The sequence below is a fragment of the Leisingera sp. genome (genome assembly GCF_034669605.1).
In the GTDB taxonomy this organism is placed as follows: Bacteria; Pseudomonadota; Alphaproteobacteria; order Rhodobacterales; family Rhodobacteraceae; genus Leisingera.
The window spans coordinates 1-15,883 of the sequence record NZ_JAXMOX010000101.1; the positions used below are offsets into that span (position 1 = coordinate 1).

Annotated in this window: 16 protein-coding genes; 9 read left to right on the forward strand and 7 right to left on the reverse strand. The window is 60.0% G+C overall.

Going from position 1 to position 15,883, the window contains the following annotated elements:
* A partial coding sequence (serA, locus tag VOI29_RS13605; RefSeq protein WP_323779559.1) for a phosphoglycerate dehydrogenase occupies window positions 1-1,326 on the forward strand: 1,326 nt, incomplete at its 5' end.
* 69 nt (window positions 1,327-1,395) lie between these two features.
* On the opposite strand, the gene VOI29_RS13610 is transcribed toward serA, so the two are convergent.
* Complete coding sequence (locus VOI29_RS13610; RefSeq protein ID WP_323779561.1) at window positions 1,396-1,788, reverse strand: hypothetical protein; 393 nt, start codon at window positions 1,786-1,788, stop codon at window positions 1,396-1,398.
* 155 nt (window positions 1,789-1,943) lie between these two features.
* On the opposite strand from VOI29_RS13610, the gene VOI29_RS13615 reads away from it, so the two are divergent.
* Window positions 1,944-2,672, forward strand: coding sequence for a metallophosphoesterase family protein (locus VOI29_RS13615; protein WP_323779563.1), 729 nt, complete (start codon window positions 1,944-1,946; stop codon window positions 2,670-2,672).
* 79 nt (window positions 2,673-2,751) lie between these two features.
* Here the strand turns inward: VOI29_RS13615 and tdh are convergent, their stop codons facing one another.
* Window positions 2,752-3,780: an L-threonine 3-dehydrogenase gene (gene tdh, locus VOI29_RS13620; RefSeq protein ID WP_323779589.1), complete on the reverse strand. Its 1,029-nt coding sequence runs from the start codon at window positions 3,778-3,780 to the stop codon at window positions 2,752-2,754.
* A gap of 14 nt (window positions 3,781-3,794) precedes the next feature.
* Complete coding sequence (locus VOI29_RS13625) at window positions 3,795-4,982, reverse strand: glycine C-acetyltransferase (RefSeq protein ID WP_323779565.1); 1,188 nt, start codon at window positions 4,980-4,982, stop codon at window positions 3,795-3,797.
* A 159-nt stretch (window positions 4,983-5,141) separates the two neighbouring features.
* Between VOI29_RS13625 and VOI29_RS13630 the strand changes: the two genes are divergently transcribed.
* The gene (locus VOI29_RS13630; RefSeq protein WP_323779567.1) at window positions 5,142-5,543 is read left to right on the forward strand and encodes a VOC family protein; all 402 of its coding nucleotides are present in this window, start codon (window positions 5,142-5,144) and stop codon (window positions 5,541-5,543) included.
* Window positions 5,544-5,615: 72 nt separating this feature from the next.
* On the opposite strand, the gene VOI29_RS13635 is transcribed toward VOI29_RS13630, so the two are convergent.
* Window positions 5,616-5,822 carry a cold-shock protein gene (locus VOI29_RS13635; RefSeq protein WP_024092327.1) on the reverse strand — a complete coding sequence of 69 codons (207 nt, stop codon included), beginning with the start codon at window positions 5,820-5,822 and terminating at the stop codon, window positions 5,616-5,618.
* Between the two features lie 326 nt (window positions 5,823-6,148).
* A complete protein-coding gene (locus VOI29_RS13640) occupies window positions 6,149-6,715 on the reverse strand; it encodes an XRE family transcriptional regulator (RefSeq protein WP_323779571.1) in 567 nt (188 codons plus the stop codon).
* 196 nt (window positions 6,716-6,911) lie between these two features.
* On the opposite strand from VOI29_RS13640, the gene VOI29_RS13645 reads away from it, so the two are divergent.
* On the forward strand, window positions 6,912-8,087 hold the full coding sequence (locus tag VOI29_RS13645) for an acetyl-CoA C-acyltransferase family protein (protein WP_323779573.1): 1,176 nt from the start codon (window positions 6,912-6,914) through the stop codon (window positions 8,085-8,087).
* Between the two features lie 105 nt (window positions 8,088-8,192).
* Here VOI29_RS13645 and ubiB read toward each other — a convergent pair whose 3' ends face one another.
* Window positions 8,193-9,722, reverse strand: coding sequence for a 2-polyprenylphenol 6-hydroxylase (gene ubiB, locus VOI29_RS13650; RefSeq protein WP_323779575.1), 1,530 nt, complete (start codon window positions 9,720-9,722; stop codon window positions 8,193-8,195).
* A gap of 3 nt (window positions 9,723-9,725) precedes the next feature.
* Window positions 9,726-10,478, reverse strand: a complete 753-nt coding sequence (gene ubiE, locus VOI29_RS13655; protein ID WP_323779577.1) for a bifunctional demethylmenaquinone methyltransferase/2-methoxy-6-polyprenyl-1,4-benzoquinol methylase UbiE — start codon at window positions 10,476-10,478, stop codon at window positions 9,726-9,728.
* Between the two features lie 86 nt (window positions 10,479-10,564).
* On the opposite strand from ubiE, the gene mutM reads away from it, so the two are divergent.
* The 5 genes from mutM to rarD all read left to right on the forward strand — a co-directional run bounded on the left by mutM (window position 10,565) and on the right by rarD (window position 15,789).
* A complete protein-coding gene (gene mutM, locus VOI29_RS13660) occupies window positions 10,565-11,416 on the forward strand; it encodes a bifunctional DNA-formamidopyrimidine glycosylase/DNA-(apurinic or apyrimidinic site) lyase (RefSeq protein WP_323779579.1) in 852 nt (283 codons plus the stop codon).
* 63 nt (window positions 11,417-11,479) lie between these two features.
* Window positions 11,480-12,256, forward strand: coding sequence for an enoyl-CoA hydratase (locus VOI29_RS13665; protein WP_323779581.1), 777 nt, complete (start codon window positions 11,480-11,482; stop codon window positions 12,254-12,256).
* A gap of 216 nt (window positions 12,257-12,472) precedes the next feature.
* Entirely contained in the window at window positions 12,473-12,736 is a 264-nt protein-coding gene (rpsT, locus tag VOI29_RS13670; protein ID WP_323779583.1) for a 30S ribosomal protein S20, read from the forward strand.
* 548 nt (window positions 12,737-13,284) lie between these two features.
* The gene (gene dnaA, locus VOI29_RS13675; protein WP_323779585.1) at window positions 13,285-14,700 is read left to right on the forward strand and encodes a chromosomal replication initiator protein DnaA; all 1,416 of its coding nucleotides are present in this window, start codon (window positions 13,285-13,287) and stop codon (window positions 14,698-14,700) included.
* 186 nt (window positions 14,701-14,886) lie between these two features.
* A complete protein-coding gene (rarD, locus tag VOI29_RS13680) occupies window positions 14,887-15,789 on the forward strand; it encodes an EamA family transporter RarD (RefSeq protein WP_323779587.1) in 903 nt (300 codons plus the stop codon).
* Window positions 15,790-15,883 lie beyond the last annotated feature (94 nt).

Consider the following 15,883-nt stretch of genomic DNA (forward strand, 5'->3'; position numbering starts at 1 on the left):
GTCATTGTGATGAACACGCCCTTCGGCAACATGATCACCACTGCCGAACACGCCATCGCCATGATGTTTGCAACCGCGCGCCAGCTGCCTGAGGCGTCCGCCTCCACCCATGCCGGCAAATGGGAGAAGTCCAAGTTCATGGGCACCGAACTAACCGCCAAAACCCTGGGTGTGATCGGTGCCGGCAACATCGGCGGCATCGTCTGCGATCGCGCCCGCGGCCTCAAGATGAAGGTCGTGGCTTATGACCCCTATCTCAGCACCGATAAGGCTGATCAGATGGGCGTCGAAAAGGTTGAACTGGATGAACTGCTTGCCCGTGCCGACTTCATTACCCTGCATGTGCCGCTGACCGATCAGACCCGCAACATCCTGTCCAAGGAAAACTTGGAGAAGACCAAGAAGGGCGTGCGCATCATCAACTGCGCCCGCGGCGGCTTGGTTGACGAGGGTGCGCTGGCGGAACTCTTGACCTCCGGCCATGTGGCAGGTGCTGCCTTTGACGTGTTCTCGGTAGAGCCGGCCAACGACAACGCCCTCTTCGGCCTGCCCAACGTGGTCTGCACCCCGCACCTCGGTGCCGCCACCACTGAGGCGCAGGAAAACGTCGCCCTGCAGGTGGCCGAACAGATGTCCAACTACCTGTTGACCGGCGCCGTGGAAAATGCGCTCAACATGCCCTCGGTGACTGCCGAGGAAGCCAAGATCATGGGCCCCTGGATCAAATTGGCCGATCACCTGGGCAGCTTTGTGGGCCAGATGACGGATGAGCCGATCAAGGCAATCAACATCCTCTATGATGGCGTTGCTTCGGAGATGAACCTGGACGCCCTGAACTGTGCAGTGATTGCCGGTATCATGAAACGCGTCAACCCCGAGGTGAACATGGTTTCCGCCCCGGTGGTCGCCAAGGAGCGCGGCATCCAGATATCGACCACGAATCAGGGTAAATCCGGCACGTTCGACGGTTATGTCAAGGTGACTGCCGTGACCTCAAAGCGCGAGCGCTCGGTGGCGGGTACCGTGTTTTCCGACGGCAAGCCGCGTTTCATCCAGATCAAGGGCATCAATATCGAGGCCGAGGTCGGCGCGCATATGCTTTATACCACCAACGAGGACGTGCCCGGCATCATCGGCACCCTGGGCCACACCTTGGGCGAAAGCGAAGTGAACATTGCCAATTTCACCCTGGGCCGATCCGAAGCCGGCGGCGAAGCCATCGCACTGCTCTATGTGGATGACGAAGTGCCCGCCGGGGTCCGCGCCAAGCTGGCCGAAACCGGACTGTTCAACCAAATAAAGCCTTTGGCATTCGACATTGCCTGACCTGTCCGGTGAATAACTGGAAAAAGCCCCCGCTTGCCCTGCGGGGGCTTTTTCTTTGCGAGGTTCACATCACCTTGGCTGCGCAAAGGCTGACTTTTCCGGCCGGCTGCGCAGCACCACCGCCGCAAAGATCAGCATCGACAGCAGTGCCACCAGCGATCCTGCCTGCGCCAGCAGGTCGCTGCTGTTCTGAATGGCCAGCGGGATGCCCGGCACCAGCAGCGTCAGCGCCAGTATAGCGGTTCCCAGGTGCAGCCGTGGCAAAAGGCCCCCGGCGGCCTGTGGCAGCAGGTGGTAATAAAACGCATAGATCGCACAACTGACCCAGCCAAGCAGGTTCAGATGCCCGTGGGCTGGCGACAGAAGGTGGTCCTGGCTTGCCGACATCTGGATTCCCCAGACCATGCCGCCAAGCGCCGATGCCACCGCCGCCAGCATGAACCACCGCGCAATTCCTTCCATTTTCAGCCCTCCCGGTTCAGTTTGTTCATTGGACAACTTCCCAGGTAACCTGGGGCGGTGAAGCCTGATTGCCAGCCTGAGGGCAGACTTTCCGGGGGTTGAACTCCTTGCCGTAATACTCCATCAAACTGCCAAAGCTGCGTAAAGGAGCTGCCATGACCACCCCCCTCTACGCCATCGGCGATATCCACGGCCAGGTGAAGATGCTAGAGCAGGCGCTGGCCCGGATTGAGGTTGATGGCGGCCCCGAGGCCCGCATCGTCTTCCTGGGCGACTACACCGATCGTGGTCCCGACAGCCGAGGGGTAATTGAGCGGTTGATCGCAGGCCAAGAGGAGGGCCGGGCCTGGATCTGCCTCAGGGGCAACCACGACCGGATGTTTGAATGGTTCATGGAGGACATACCGCGCCATGACCCGCATCTACTGATCGGATACCACTGGCTGCATGAGCGGATCGGCGGCACTGAAACCCTGGCCAGCTACGGGTTGACATTCAAGGACCGTACCCGGCTCGACGATCTGCATGCAGAAGCAAAAGAAGTGATTCCTCTGCAGCATGCTGAATTCCTGCGCAGCCTCACGCCCCTTCACGAGACGCCGGAGCTGGCCTTTGTGCACGCCGGAATCGTGCCCGGTGTACCGCTGGCCCGGCAGAAGGAGGATGATCTGGTCTGGATCCGGCAGCCGTTCCACGACCACTCCGGTGCGCATCCGAAACTGATCGTGCATGGTCACACGCCGGTGGACAGGCCCAGCCATTACGGCAACCGCATCAACCTTGACACCGGTGCAGGCTACGGCCGCCCTCTCACTGCCGCAGTGTTCGAAGGCCGCAGCTGCTGGCTGCTCACTCAGAACGGGCGCCAGCCGCTGATACCCTAAACCGCGGCCTCGTTCTGGTTGCAAGTATTATGGGGGTGAGGCCGCAAGGCCAAGGGGGCAATGCTCCCTCGATCCGTGCTCAGCTCCAGTTAAGCACCACCTTGCCGCTTGTCCCGGATTTCATTGCCGTGAACCCTTCTGCAAAATCCTCCACCGCAAAGCGATGGGTGATCACCCGGCTCACATCCAGCCCGTTTTGCAGCATGGCGATCATCTTGTACCAAGTTTCGAACATTTCGCGCCCGTAGACGCCCTTGAGGGTGATCGCCTTGAACACAATGCGGCTCCAATCCACCGGCGATTTGCCCGGCGGAATGCCCAGCAGCGCAATCTTTCCGCCCATTACCAGCGCCTCGACCATCTGATCCAGCGCCGCTTGCGAGCCGGACATCTCCAGCCCGACGTCAAAGCCCTGTTTCATGCCCAGTTCTTGGATCACATCACTTAGCTCTTCCTTGGACACATCCAAAGTACGCGCCGCCGGCACAACATGCGCAGCCAGCTTCAACCGGTCCGGGTTGATGTCGGTGATTACCACATGCCGCGCACCCGCATGTTTCGCCACCGCCGCCGCCATGATGCCAATGGGGCCGGCCCCGGTGATCAGCACATCCTCCCCCAGCAGATCAAAGCTCAACGCGGTATGCACCGCATTGCCCAGCGGGTCGAGAATGGCGCCGATCTCGTCCGGGATGTCATCCGGCAGCGGCACCACATTGAAGGCGGGCAGTTTCAGATATTGTGCGAAAGCACCCTGCTCATTCACCCCGATGCCGCGGGTGCCGGGGTCCAGGTGGAACTTGCCAGCCCGCGACTGGCGCGAATCCGTCTTGATCAGGTGCCCCTCGCCGGAACACCGTTGCCCCACTGTCAAGTCCTCCACGTTGCGGCCGATTTCAATGATCTCCCCAGCAAATTCGTGCCCGGTGATCATCGGTACCGGTACGGTATGCGCGGCCCAGTCATCCCAGTTCCAGATATGTATATCGGTCCCGCAAATGCCGGTCTTCTTAACCTTGATCAGCACCTCATCCGGGCCGATCTCGGGCACCGGTGCCTGCACCATCCACAGGCCTTCTTTGGGATGCGATTTCTCCAGTGCCTTCATCGTGTTAGGCAGGCTCATGAAATCACCCCCAGTTCCTTGCCAACTTTACCGAATGCGGCCAGCGCCCGGTCCAGCTCATCCCGCGTCAGCGCCGCATTCATCTGCGTCCGGATCCGCGCCTGACCGCGCGGCACCACCGGGAAGAAGAAGCCAGAGACATAAACGCCCTCGTCGAACAACCGCGACGCCATATCCTGTGCCAGCTGCGCTTCACCCAGCATCACCGGGATAATCGGGTGCTCACCGGGCAAGAGGTCAAAGCCCAGGCTTTCCAGCCCCGCGCGCCAGTATTTCGCGTTATCAAACAGCTGCGCCCGCAGAGCGTCCCCTTCTTCCACCAGCCGGATCGCCTCCAGCCCGGCGGCAACAATTGATGGCGGCAGCGAATTGGAGAACAGATAGGGCCGCGCCCGCTGCCGCAGCAGGTCGATCACTGGCTGCGGCCCGGCGATATAACCGCCAATGGCCCCCCCAAGTGCTTTGCCCAATGTCCCGGTGACGATATCCACGTCGACCCCGAAATGCTCCGGCGTGCCGGCGCCCGTTGCCCCCATGAAACCGGTGGCGTGGCAGTCATCCACCATCACCACCGCATCGTATTTGTCCGCCAGCGCCCGGATTTCAGGCAGCTTGGCCAAGTAGCCGTCCATCGAGAACACCCCGTCAGTGGCGATCATGATATGGCGCGCCCCGTCCTCGCGGGCCTGTTTCAGCCAGGCTTCCAGATCGTTCATGTCACTGTTCAGATAGCGGTAGCGCTTGGCCTTGCACAGGCGCACGCCGTCGATGATTGACGCATGGTTCAGGCTGTCCGAGATAATCGCATCCTCCGGCCCCAAGAGCGGCTCGAACAGCCCGCCATTGGCGTCGAAACAGGCGGCGAACAGGATCGCGTCGTCCTTGCCAAGGAACTTGGCCAGACGGCTCTCCAGCTCCCGGTGAATGTCTTGCGTCCCGCAAATGAACCGCACGCTCGCCATGCCGAACCCTTTCGGCTCCATCGCGTCCTTGGCGGCTTTAATCAGGGCGGGGTGATCGGCCAGCCCCAGATAATTGTTGGCGCAAAGGTTGATCACCTCACGGCCGCCGACCGTGATCTCGCCCCCTTGGGGAGAGGTGATCATTCGCTCACGCTTGTACAGCCCCTCAGCCTCAATCTGGGCCAGCGTGCTGGAGATGTCGGTCAGAAATGCGTTGGACATGAGCTAACTCCCTGGGTGCCTCGAGTCGCGTGTCTATCATAGCGGATGCATTTCCGAAATACAGGATTTCAGTATCACGGAACATTTTCCGCAAAACCGGATTTGAGGCAGACGTTCGGCCAGGCCGGGCTATCTGATCCTGCAACAGGGAGGAAACGCATGGCACGCATCATGGGTATCGGCGGGGTGTTTATCAAGGCGCGTGGTGATGCCAAAGCGCTGGCAGAGTGGTACCGCGACCACCTGGGGCTGGAGCTGAAGGATTTCGGCGGCGCCATCCTCAATTGGCAGCAGGATAAGGCCGAAGACGGCGGCCTCACCGTCTGGGCCACTGCCGATCCGGACGGAACTTGGTTCGCCCCCAGCGCTTCCAGCTTCATGATCAACTACCGGGTTGATGACATGGACGGCATGATCGCACAGCTGACCAAGGCGGGTATTCCCATTCAGCAGGGACCGGAAACCCATGAGAACGGACGTTTTTCCTGGATCATGGACCCCGAGGGCAACAAGGTGGAGCTGTGGGAGCCCAAGCTTTGGGATGAGAAGAATAAGGGCTGACAATCAACCGGAAACGAAAAAACGCGGCCCCTTTGCAGGGACCGCGTTTCAGAACTGATAAGCTTTAAAAGCTTACGCCAGCGCCAGGTTCACAGCCGACTCGCGGCCGTCACGGCCGGGCTCGATGTCGAAAGTGACTTTCTGGTTGTCCGCCAGGCCGGTCAGGCCGGAGCGCTCAACAGCGGAAATGTGCACGAACACATCTTTGCTGCCGCCGTCGGGTGCGATGAAGCCGAAGCCTTTGGTGGTGTTGAACCATTTTACGGTGCCGGTGGCCATATCCGTAGTCTCCTAGTAGATGCTGCCCGCGGAAGTGCGGCAGCCTGGCGTAGTCGGTCTGGATCGAGAGACTGAAAACGCCGCAGAGCGGGAGACAGTGGATCGACAAGAATAACGTTAGCGATCCACATATGGTCCGATGCCGTGAGTCTTTCAAGGGGTTTGTTCTGGAAAGGTGGTAAGAAGGGCTTTCTTGCCGGTACGTTTACGCTAGTTCAGCGGGAAAGAACCGGCTAAAAATTTGAATCTTCCCGCCTGTTTGAAAGGTCTGCTGATGTCCGCACTGATTTCGAAAGGAAGAGCAGGACCGGGAATAAAGGCCAGCTTCAAGCCGTTTTCACAATCAGAAACACCCGCGCCGGCCCCTTCGATGAGGTAACCGAATGCGCGACATCAGCGGCATAGCGGGCGGTGTCGCCTGTTTGCAGCAAGTCGTTGGCATTGCCAGAGGAAAGTGCAATTTCCCCCTCCAGAACGGTCAGTTGTTCCACAGTGCCGCGGGTGTGTGGCTGGCTGACCAATGCGCCGCCTTTGTCGAAACGGATATCATAGACCTCATGCCCGCCGGCTTCCTCCGGCGGCGACAGAATGCGGATCCGGCAGCCTTGGCCCATGTTCTCGATCTTGGGCACATCTGTTGCGCGCAGAACCTCAATCCGGTCCTTCATGTCACCTGTTTCCAGCAGCCCGGCAAAATCCACCTGCAGCGCACGGGTGAGATTCCATAGCGTTGCGATGGTGGGCGAGCTTTCGCCGCGTTCGATCTGGCTTACCATGGAGCGGCTGACGCCGGAGAGATTCGCCACCGCTTCCAGGCTCAGCCCTTGGGTGCGGCGGGCCTCTTTCAGGCGGGCGGGCAGCAAGGTCAGGATATCGTCTGTGTTTTCCGTCATGACGGATTCTCTGCGCCGTCAGGCCGTGTTTGTCAAATCTTCCTGACATTCGGAATGCTGAACCGCGGCGGCGTGCAGGGGGCGGTATGGGGAGAGCGCAGAGCGTGACGTGGCGTTTCCATGACGGCACGTCCCGGCAGACAGGACCATGCTGCAGGCGCATAATGGCGGCAACGCAGGAGTGAGGAGAAAGACAATGACTGATATCGTGATCCTGGATGGCGCCCGCACCGCCATCGGCACTTTTGGCGGCGCTTTAGCGGGAACTGCTCCGATTGATCTGGCAACCACCGTGTCCAAGGCTGCCCTGCAGCGCTCGGGAGTGGACGGGGGCCAGATCGGTCATGTGGTGTTCGGACACATCATCAATACCGAGCCGCGCGACATGTACCTGAGCCGGGTTGCAGCGATGCAGGCGGGGGTGCCTGATGCGGTGCCGGCGATGAACGTGAACCGGCTTTGCGGATCTGGAGTGCAAGCAATAATCTCTGCCGTCCAATCTCTTGCCTTGGGAGACGCGGAATTCGCACTGGCCGGCGGCGCCGAAAACATGTCGCGCAGCCCCTACATTAACCAGCAGAGCCGCTGGGGTGCCAAGATGGGGGATGTAAAATCTCTGGACATGATGCTGGGGGCGTTGAACTGCCCGTTCGGCACCGGCCACATGGGGGTAACAGCAGAAAACGTCGCCGATGAGCACGGTATCACGCGCGCCCAGATGGATGAGTTCGCCGTCATCAGTCAGACCCGCGCCGCCGCGGCGATCGAAGCCGGGCATTTCAAATCGCAGATCACACCGGTTGACGTGAAGGTCAAACGCGACCTGGTGCCTTTTGAGGTGGACGAGCACCCCAAGGCCACCACCTTGGATGTGCTGGCCGGGCTTAAGGCGGTGTTCCGGAAAGACGGGCGGGTAACCGCTGGCAATGCCAGCGGCATCAACGACGGCGCTGCGGCGGTGGTGCTGGCCACGGCCTCCGCTGCAGAGCGGGCAGGTTTGAAACCCAAGGCACGAATCCTGGGCTATGCCCATGCCGGTGTGCGCCCGGAAGTCATGGGCATTGGCCCGGTGCCCGCGGTGCGGAGCCTGCTGGAGAAAACCGGCCTGTCACCCAGTGATTTTGATGTGATCGAATCAAATGAGGCCTTTGCGTCGCAGGCGCTGGCGGTGAACCAGGAACTGGGGCTGGATCCCGCCAAGGTGAACCCGAACGGCGGAGCAATCGCCCTGGGCCATCCCGTGGGGGCAACAGGCGCTATCATCACCTTGAAAACTCTCTATGAATTGGAGCGATCCGGCGGGTCTAAAGGTCTGATCACCATGTGCATCGGCGGTGGCCAGGGCATCGCATTGGCAGTCGAGCGGCTGTAATTGAAAGGGAAGGGGGCGCTGCCCCCCCCCTCGCGGTTTGCGGCGCTCACCGCTGGAGTATTTCAGACCAGAAAGAAAACCGTGGCCATTGGGGCCTGTGCGTGGTCACAGCAGCAAGGCAATCACGGCACAGAGGCTTATTCCGCCGGCTGCTCCCAGAACGGCCGGTGTAACCCAGCTGTTTACGCTGGGCTTTTGTGTGCCGTTCTGCGCCGCTTGTGCGATCAGCGCCTGCTCCACCAGCGCGGGCAGCCGGGGGCCAAACCGGGCCATCACCTTGGCGGTGTCCAGAAGGTCGCTTACCACCGCACGAGGACCGATGGATTTCTTGATGTAACCCTCAACCACCGGGCGGGCGGCCTCCCAGATGTTGATATGCGGATCCAGCGACCGGGCAACGCCTTCGACCACCACCATGGTGCGCTGCAGCAGGATCAGTTCGGTGCGGGTTTCCATTCCGAAACGCTCTGTCACTTCAAACAGATAGTTCAGCAGCCGCCCCATTGAGATCTGCGATGCATCCATGCCGAAGATTGGCTCTCCCACCGCGCGCAGGGCGCGGGCGAATTCGTCTACGTCGTGGGATGCGGATACATAACCGGCTTCGAAATGCACCTCGGCGACGCGTTTGTAATCGCGTTTGATGAAGCCGTAGAGGATCTCGGCATAAACCCGTCGCGTGTACTCATCAATGTGGCCCATGATGCCGAAGTCATAGGCGATGATGTCACCATTGGCGGCGACCTTCAGGTTGCCTTGATGCATGTCGGCGTGGAAAAAACCGTCGCGCAGCGCATGGCGCAAAAACAGCGACAGTACCCGGTCGGCCAGCACCCGGCGGTCGTGTCCGGCGGCATCCAGCGCGTCATTGTCGCCGAGCGCGACGCCGTCCGCCCAGCCCATCGTCATCACCCGGCGGGCGGAATAGCCCCAGCGGATTTCAGGCAGCTGGAAGCCTTCGTCATTCACGGTATTGGCGGCAAATTCCGACGCGGCGGCGCTCTCAAGCCGCAGGTCTAATTCCCCTTGCACCACGCCGTCGAAATGTTCGATCACGTCCATCGGTTTCAGGCGGCGGGCGCCGGGCGCGAACAAGTCCACGATTCGGGCGGCGAAATAGAAGGCGTCCACGTCCTTGTTGAAAGCGCGCTCGATACCCGGGCGCAGCACCTTGACGGCAACTTCCTCGCCGGTTTCGGCCAGTGTTGCGCGGTGCACCTGGGCGATGGAGGCGGCGGCAATCGGGTCACTGAAGTCCGAAAATATCTCGGAGACGGGGCGGCCCAGTTCCTTTTCCACTTCGGCCAGGGCCTCAGCGCGGGAGAACGGCGGCAGTTTGTCCTGCAAAACGCGCAACTGGCGGGCCAGATCCTTGCCCACCACATCCGGCCTGGTCGAGAGCACTTGCCCGAACTTGATGTAGGCAGGCCCCAGGGCGTTCAGCGCCCGGGTCTCGGGCGGCATTGATGGATCGCCCTTGTACCCCATCCATTTGAACGGCCAGCCCAGGGTCCGGGCGAGAATGCGCAGCGGCTTGGGCGCCTCGAACGCTTCCAGCACCGAATGCATGGCACCGGTGCGCTCGAAAGTGGCGCCTGTGCGGATCAGGCGCAAAATATTATGAGGGCCGCGCATGGGTCAGATTTTCCAGCCGGAATGCAAGCAGGCGATGCCCAGCGACAGGTTGCGGTACTTGGCGTTCTCAAAACCCGCCTGTTTGACCATGCCCAGGAAGGTCTCCTGATCCGGGAAGTTGCGGATCGATTCCACCAGATACTGGTAGCTGTCGTAATCGCCGGCAATCATTTGCCCCATCCGCGGGATCACGTTGAAGGAATAAAGATCATAAAGTTTCTGCAGCCCGTCGTTCGGCAGCTGTGAGAATTCCAGCACCATCAGCCGCCCGCCGGGGCGCAGTACCCGGTAGGCCTCGTTCAGCGCGTCCTGCGGCCGGGTCACGTTCCGGATGCCGAAGGAAATGGTGTAGACGTCGAAAGTGTTGTCCTTGAACGGCAGCTTCATAGCGTCGCCGGTGACCCAGTCGAGGCTGCCGGCCATCTGTTCGGCTTCGGCGCGCTTGCGGCCTTCCTCCAGCATCGGGCGGGTCAGATCCAGCACGGTGGAATGGCCGTGGCCTGCGCGTTTCAGGAAGCGGAAAGAAATGTCGCCGGTACCGCCCGCCACATCCAGCAGCCGCTGGCCGGGGCGCGGCGCCAGCCAATCCATCATCGCGTCTTTCCAGACCCGGTGGATGCCAACACTCATCACATCGTTCATGATGTCGTATTTCGAAGCGACCGAGTTGAAGACCCCCTGCACCCGGCCCGCCTTCTCCGCCTCGCGGACGGTTTCGAACCCGAAATGGGTGGTATTGTCGCTGCTATCGCTCATGAGGCTTGCCGTTTGCTGATTTCCGCCCTTGTTATAAGGCGCTGTGGGGCAGGCACAATGCGGCCCGTTGTTTCAGGAGGGGTGTAATGCCAGAATTGCCCGAGGTCGAGACGGTGAAACGCGGATTGGCACCGGCCATGGAGGGGGCGGTGATCATAAATGCGTCGGTGAACCGGCCTGGTCTGCGCTGGCCGTTTCCAGAGCGGATGGCCGAACGGCTTACCGGTGCGCGGGTGAAGGGTTTGCGGCGGCGCTCGAAATACATTCTTGCCGACCTCGACACGGATGAGACATTGCTCATTCACCTTGGCATGTCCGGGCGGATGACCGTGTCGGGCGATCCGCTGGGGCAGTTCACGCATGAGCACCCGCAGGCGGAAAAGCACGACCATGTGGTGTTCGACATGGACAACGATGCCCGCATCACCTTCAACGATCCGCGCCGGTTCGGGGCGATGGATTTGCTGGACACTGCGACTGCCGGGAATCACAAACTGCTGGCGGTGCTGGGACCGGAGCCGTTGGGTAATGATTTCCACGAAGATCACTTGGTGGCCGCTTTCCAGGGCCGTAACACGCCGGTGAAATCCGCATTACTGGATCAGGGAATCATTGCTGGACTTGGTAACATCTATGTCTGTGAAGCGTTGTTCCGTGCGGGAATTTCGCCACGCCGCAAGGCTGGGCAGATTGCTGCGCACCGGGTTGCCGCGCTGGTACCGATCATCCGCCAAGTGCTGCAAGATGCCATCCGCGCCGGGGGAGCTTCTCTCAAGGATTTTCGGCAAGCCTCTGGTGAACTTGGATATTTCCAACACAGTTTCGATGCCTACGGGCGTGAGGGCGAACCCTGCCACCGCGCGGGTTGCGACGGGTCAATTGTCAGAATCACTCAGTCAGGACGCTCCACCTTCTATTGTGTAAAGTGCCAAAGATAGCTTGATCAGAGTGCCCCTTTTGGTAAGGACTCGGATTTGAACGGAACAACCGAAAGAGAAATCATGGCCTACGAGACGATCAACGTCGATGTGCAGGACCACGTTTGCCTCATAAAACTGAACCGCCCAGAGGCGATGAACGCGCTCAACAAGGAACTTATCGGCGAGTTGTGCGCCGCTTTGGAAGAGGCCGATGCCAGCGACAAGGTGCGCTGTATCGTTCTCACCGGGTCGGAAAAGGCTTTTGCCGCCGGCGCTGACATCAAGGAGATGTCGGAGATGAGTTTCACCGAAGTGTTCTCCACCAACCTGTTCGCCGATGCCAACGACCGCATTTCCGCAATCCGCAAACCGGTGATCGCGGCGGTCGCAGGCTATGCGCTGGGCGGCGGCTGCGAGCTGGCAATGCTGTGCGATTTCATCATCGCAGCAGAAACCGCCAAGTTCGGCCAGCCTGAGATCAACCTTGGCGTCGTTGCGGGAATCGGTGGCACTCAGCGTTTGACCCGGTTTGTGGGCAAGTCGAAATCGATGGACATGAACCTCACCGGTCGCTTCATGAACGCCGAGGAAGCCGAACGCGCCGGCCTGGTGTCGCGAGTGGTGCCGGCCAAGAAGCTGGTCGAGGAAGCTACTGCAGCAGCGCAGAAGATTGCCGAAAAATCGCTGCTGACAGCGATGGCGGTCAAGGAAACGGTGAACCGCTCTTACGAGCTGCCGCTGAGCGAGGGGCTGCTGTTTGAGCGCCGTGTGTTCCACTCGATGTTCGCCACCGAAGACCAGAAAGAAGGCATGGCAGCCTTCCTGGAAAAGCGCGAAGCGCAGTTCCGGGATAAGTGAGGCTAGCTGGGGATTGGAGTAACGAAGCGGCGGGCAGATAGGCCCGCCGTCTTTCTGACCGGACCGGTGCCCTTGCAATTCTGCGCCGGGTTGGGTATCAGCCGCCTCATACATGCGCGTGCAGCCCGCTCTGGCTAGAATCACACCGGTTTAGTGACCCGGGTTCGGCTGGCATTGCGTCCGATTGAAACAGAACCCGAGATAAGGTCAAACACCATGGCAAATTCGCCCCAGGCCAAGAAGCGCGCACGTCAGAACGAAAAGCGCTTTGCCGTCAACAAAGCCCGTCGTTCGCGCATCCGCACTTATCTGCGTAAAGTTGAAGAAGCTATCGCCTCCGGCGACAAGGAAGCTGCATCTGCCGCTCTGCGCGCAGCCCAGCCGGAACTGATGCGCGGCGTCACCAAGGGCGTGTATCACAAAAACACCGCTTCCCGGAAAATCTCGCGCCTGTCCGCACGCGTGAAGGCACTGGCCTGAGATTCGCTCCACTGAGCGGGCTTCAGAACAGTTGAAATGTTGTCAGGGCGCTGCAGATTGCAGCGCCTTGTTTTTTGGGTAAACCCTCGGCGGCGTGCTGCAGATGCGAGGGATTCTTTGCCGGCAAAGACAGAGTCAACATCATAGTTTCGTTGCTGCCGCCCCCCTCAAATTGCTACCAATAAGACAGCGATTCACTCGCTGGGGGGACAGGCTGCTTGCGGCAATCTTGACGGGCATCAAGGTTGCCAGGTTGCTCGGTGCAGACGGTACTTTTGTGCTTTGTTCTGGCCGGCATCTACTGCTGTATCGGTTATGGACAGCAGCCTTGTCTCAATTGTGTGCGATACTGTTCGTGAAGGCAGCTCTGCCGCGTCCTGCGGCTGATTTTGCTGTTTTGCACGAACCTTCAACCTTCGGGTAATGCGGCCGCTGCTGGTCCGCACACAATAAACTTGTGGGTGAATGCCCCCCGATTCGTTGGGGGTAAAGATAGAATTGGCCCGGCCAATGGGCCGCTGCTTTTTTGGGGACGCGTGAGGCGCAGCATGACAGAAGAAAAATGGGGACAGCTCAGAAACCGGCTGTTGAAGACGGTAGGCCAGAACAACTTTACGACCTGGATTGAGCCTCTGGAATTTGACACCGTGGAGGGCGGCGTTGCCGTCTTCAAGGTGCCGACGAATTTCATGGGAAATTACGTCAGCCAGAATTTTGCGGATCTTATTCTGCATGAGCTGACAATGTCCGGCGAGCCGGTCCAGCGCCTGGCCTTCCGGGTCGCGGCCAACTACAGCCCGGCCCGTTCCGCAGAAACTGCCGGGACGGCTGACACCTATGGCGGTGAACACAACGACGTGGCAGTCATGACAGCACCTGCTGCGGCTGCGGCATCGGCGGGTGGCAGGGACACGCTGGAAGCGTTGCAGGCGGCTCCGCTGGACCCGCGCTTCACCTTCGACAGCTTTGTAGTGGGCAAGCCGAACGAACTGGCCCATGCCGCCGCGCGCCGCGTTGGCGAAGGTGGTCCGGTCACCTTCAACCCGCTGGTGCTTTATGGGGGCGTCGGCCTGGGTAAGACCCACCTGATGCACGCCATCGCCTGGGAACTGAAGGAAAAGAACCCGTCGCTCAACGTGTTGTACCTGTCGGCAGAGCAATTCATGTATCGCTTTGTGCAGGCCCTGCGCGAGCGCAAGATGATGGACTTCAAGCACCTGTTCCGTTCAGTTGACGTGCTGATGGTGGATGACGTGCAGTTCATCGCCGGAAAGGATTCGACCCAAGAGGAATTCTTTCACACCTTCAACGCGCTGGTGGATCAAAATAAACAGATCATCATCTCTGCCGACCGTGCCCCGGGTGAGATCAAGGACCTGGAAGACCGGGTGAAATCCCGTCTGCAGTGCGGCTTGGTTGTGGATCTGCACCCGACGGACTATGAACTTCGCCTGGGCATTCTGCAAACCAAAGTAGAGCAACAGCGGCAAACCTATCCGGATCTGCGCATTGCCGATGGCGTGCTGGAGTTTCTGGCACACCGTATCTCGACCAATGTTCGCGTTCTTGAAGGCGCTCTTACCCGCTTGTTTGCCTTTGCTTCGCTGGTGGGCCGCGAGATCGACATGGATCTGACGCAGGACTGCCTGGCCGATGTGCTGCGGGCTTCCGAGCGCAAGATCACTGTTGAAGAGATCCAGCGCAAAGTTTCCGAATATTACAACATCCGAATGTCGGACATCATCGGCCCCAAACGCTTGCGCTCTTATGCACGCCCGCGCCAAGTGGCGATGTATCTGTGCAAGCAGCTGACCAGCCGGTCGCTGCCAGAGATCGGCCGCCGCTTTGGCGGGCGCGACCACACCACCGTCATGCATGGTGTAAAGCGTATTGAGGAGCTTAAGACCACTGACGGCCAAATTGCCGAAGATGTCGAAATGCTGCGCCGGTCTCTGGAGGCCTGACGCGCAGTTCCAGCCCAGACTGCAGACCCCAAATGACACTGCGGCCCCGGTTTCCGGGGCCGTTCTTTTGCATCCCAAAGGGCAGGCCGTCACACCCATAAAGCCTGTGAATACCCGATATCACAGAAAACACAGTTTCAATCCGATCAAAACCGGCGATAACGGCGCCCTGTACAGGAGCTCCGCATGAAACAGCTGCCCCCCGAAAACATGGACACTCCCCGCGGGCTGGCCTTTGCCACCGCTGCCTATCTTATGTGGGGGTTCCTGCCGCTTTACATGAAAGCACTGGCGCATATTCCCGCAGTTGAGGTCGTTTCCCACCGGGTGGTCTGGTCGGTGCCAATCGCAGCGGCGCTTCTGCTATTCCTGCGGCGGACAAAGGATCTGCAGGCGGCGTTGAAGAACCCCAGCATGCTGGGTATGGCCTGTATCACTGCGGCGCTGATTTCAGTGAACTGGGGAATCTATGTCTGGTCGATTGCCTCTGGCCGGGCATTGGACGCAGCATTGGGATACTACATCAATCCGTTATTCAGCATTGCCCTGGGTGCTTTCCTGCTGCGGGAGCCGCTGACCAAGGCGCAAATGGCCGCCGTCGCCTTGGCCGCCGCTGCTGTAGTGGTTCTGACGGTCGAGGCCGGCAGCGTGCCGTGGGTCTCGGTCGGGCTGACGCTTTCTTGGGGATTTTATGCGTTTTTCAAAAAATCTCTGCCGATCGGTCCAAATCAGGGCTTCTTGCTGGAGGTGTTGATACTGCTGCTGCCGGCCCTGGGCTATCTCGCCTATCTCACCGCAACCGGAACCAGCAGCTTTGGTGTCTCTCTAAACGATACCGCGCTGCTTCTGGGGTGCGGTGTCGTCACCGCGGTGCCGCTGATCGTTTATGCCAATGGGGCCAAGCTGGTGCGGCTTTCGACCATTGGCATCCTGCAATACATCGCGCCGACGATGATCATGCTGGCCGCGGTGCTTCTGTTTGGAGAGGAGTTCGGCCGTGCCAGGATGATCGCCTTTCCGATGATCTGGGCCGCTTTGGTTATCTACTCGGTTCCGATGATGCGGCAGATGCGCAAACGTGCGGGTTAGGGGTTATTCGCCGGCAGGAGCATCCTCGACCACGCCGGCAACAGGCCCCATCATGAAGCCCGCATCGCTGCGGCCCAGCTCAGGCGCGTGCAGG

Coding starts and splice junctions, on each gene's coding strand:
- VOI29_RS13635 (WP_024092327.1), bottom strand. CDS start 5,822: ATGGCCACCGGCACCGTAAAATGGTTCAACACCACCAAAGGCTTCGGC.
- rarD (WP_323779587.1), top strand. CDS start 14,887: ATGAAACAGCTGCCCCCCGAAAACATGGACACTCCCCGCGGGCTGGCC.
- VOI29_RS13630 (WP_323779567.1), top strand. CDS start 5,142: ATGGCACGCATCATGGGTATCGGCGGGGTGTTTATCAAGGCGCGTGGT.
- VOI29_RS13610 (WP_323779561.1), bottom strand. CDS start 1,788: ATGGAAGGAATTGCGCGGTGGTTCATGCTGGCGGCGGTGGCATCGGCG.
- VOI29_RS13625 (WP_323779565.1), bottom strand. CDS start 4,982: ATGTCCAACGCATTTCTGACCGACATCTCCAGCACGCTGGCCCAGATT.
- VOI29_RS13640 (WP_323779571.1), bottom strand. CDS start 6,715: ATGACGGAAAACACAGACGATATCCTGACCTTGCTGCCCGCCCGCCTG.
- VOI29_RS13645 (WP_323779573.1), top strand. CDS start 6,912: ATGACTGATATCGTGATCCTGGATGGCGCCCGCACCGCCATCGGCACT.
- tdh (WP_323779589.1), bottom strand. CDS start 3,780: ATGAAGGCACTGGAGAAATCGCATCCCAAAGAAGGCCTGTGGATGGTG.
- ubiB (WP_323779575.1), bottom strand. CDS start 9,722: ATGCGCGGCCCTCATAATATTTTGCGCCTGATCCGCACAGGCGCCACT.
- rpsT (WP_323779583.1), top strand. CDS start 12,473: ATGGCAAATTCGCCCCAGGCCAAGAAGCGCGCACGTCAGAACGAAAAG.
- dnaA (WP_323779585.1), top strand. CDS start 13,285: ATGACAGAAGAAAAATGGGGACAGCTCAGAAACCGGCTGTTGAAGACG.
- mutM (WP_323779579.1), top strand. CDS start 10,565: ATGCCAGAATTGCCCGAGGTCGAGACGGTGAAACGCGGATTGGCACCG.
- VOI29_RS13615 (WP_323779563.1), top strand. CDS start 1,944: ATGACCACCCCCCTCTACGCCATCGGCGATATCCACGGCCAGGTGAAG.
- VOI29_RS13665 (WP_323779581.1), top strand. CDS start 11,480: ATGGCCTACGAGACGATCAACGTCGATGTGCAGGACCACGTTTGCCTC.
- ubiE (WP_323779577.1), bottom strand. CDS start 10,478: ATGAGCGATAGCAGCGACAATACCACCCATTTCGGGTTCGAAACCGTC.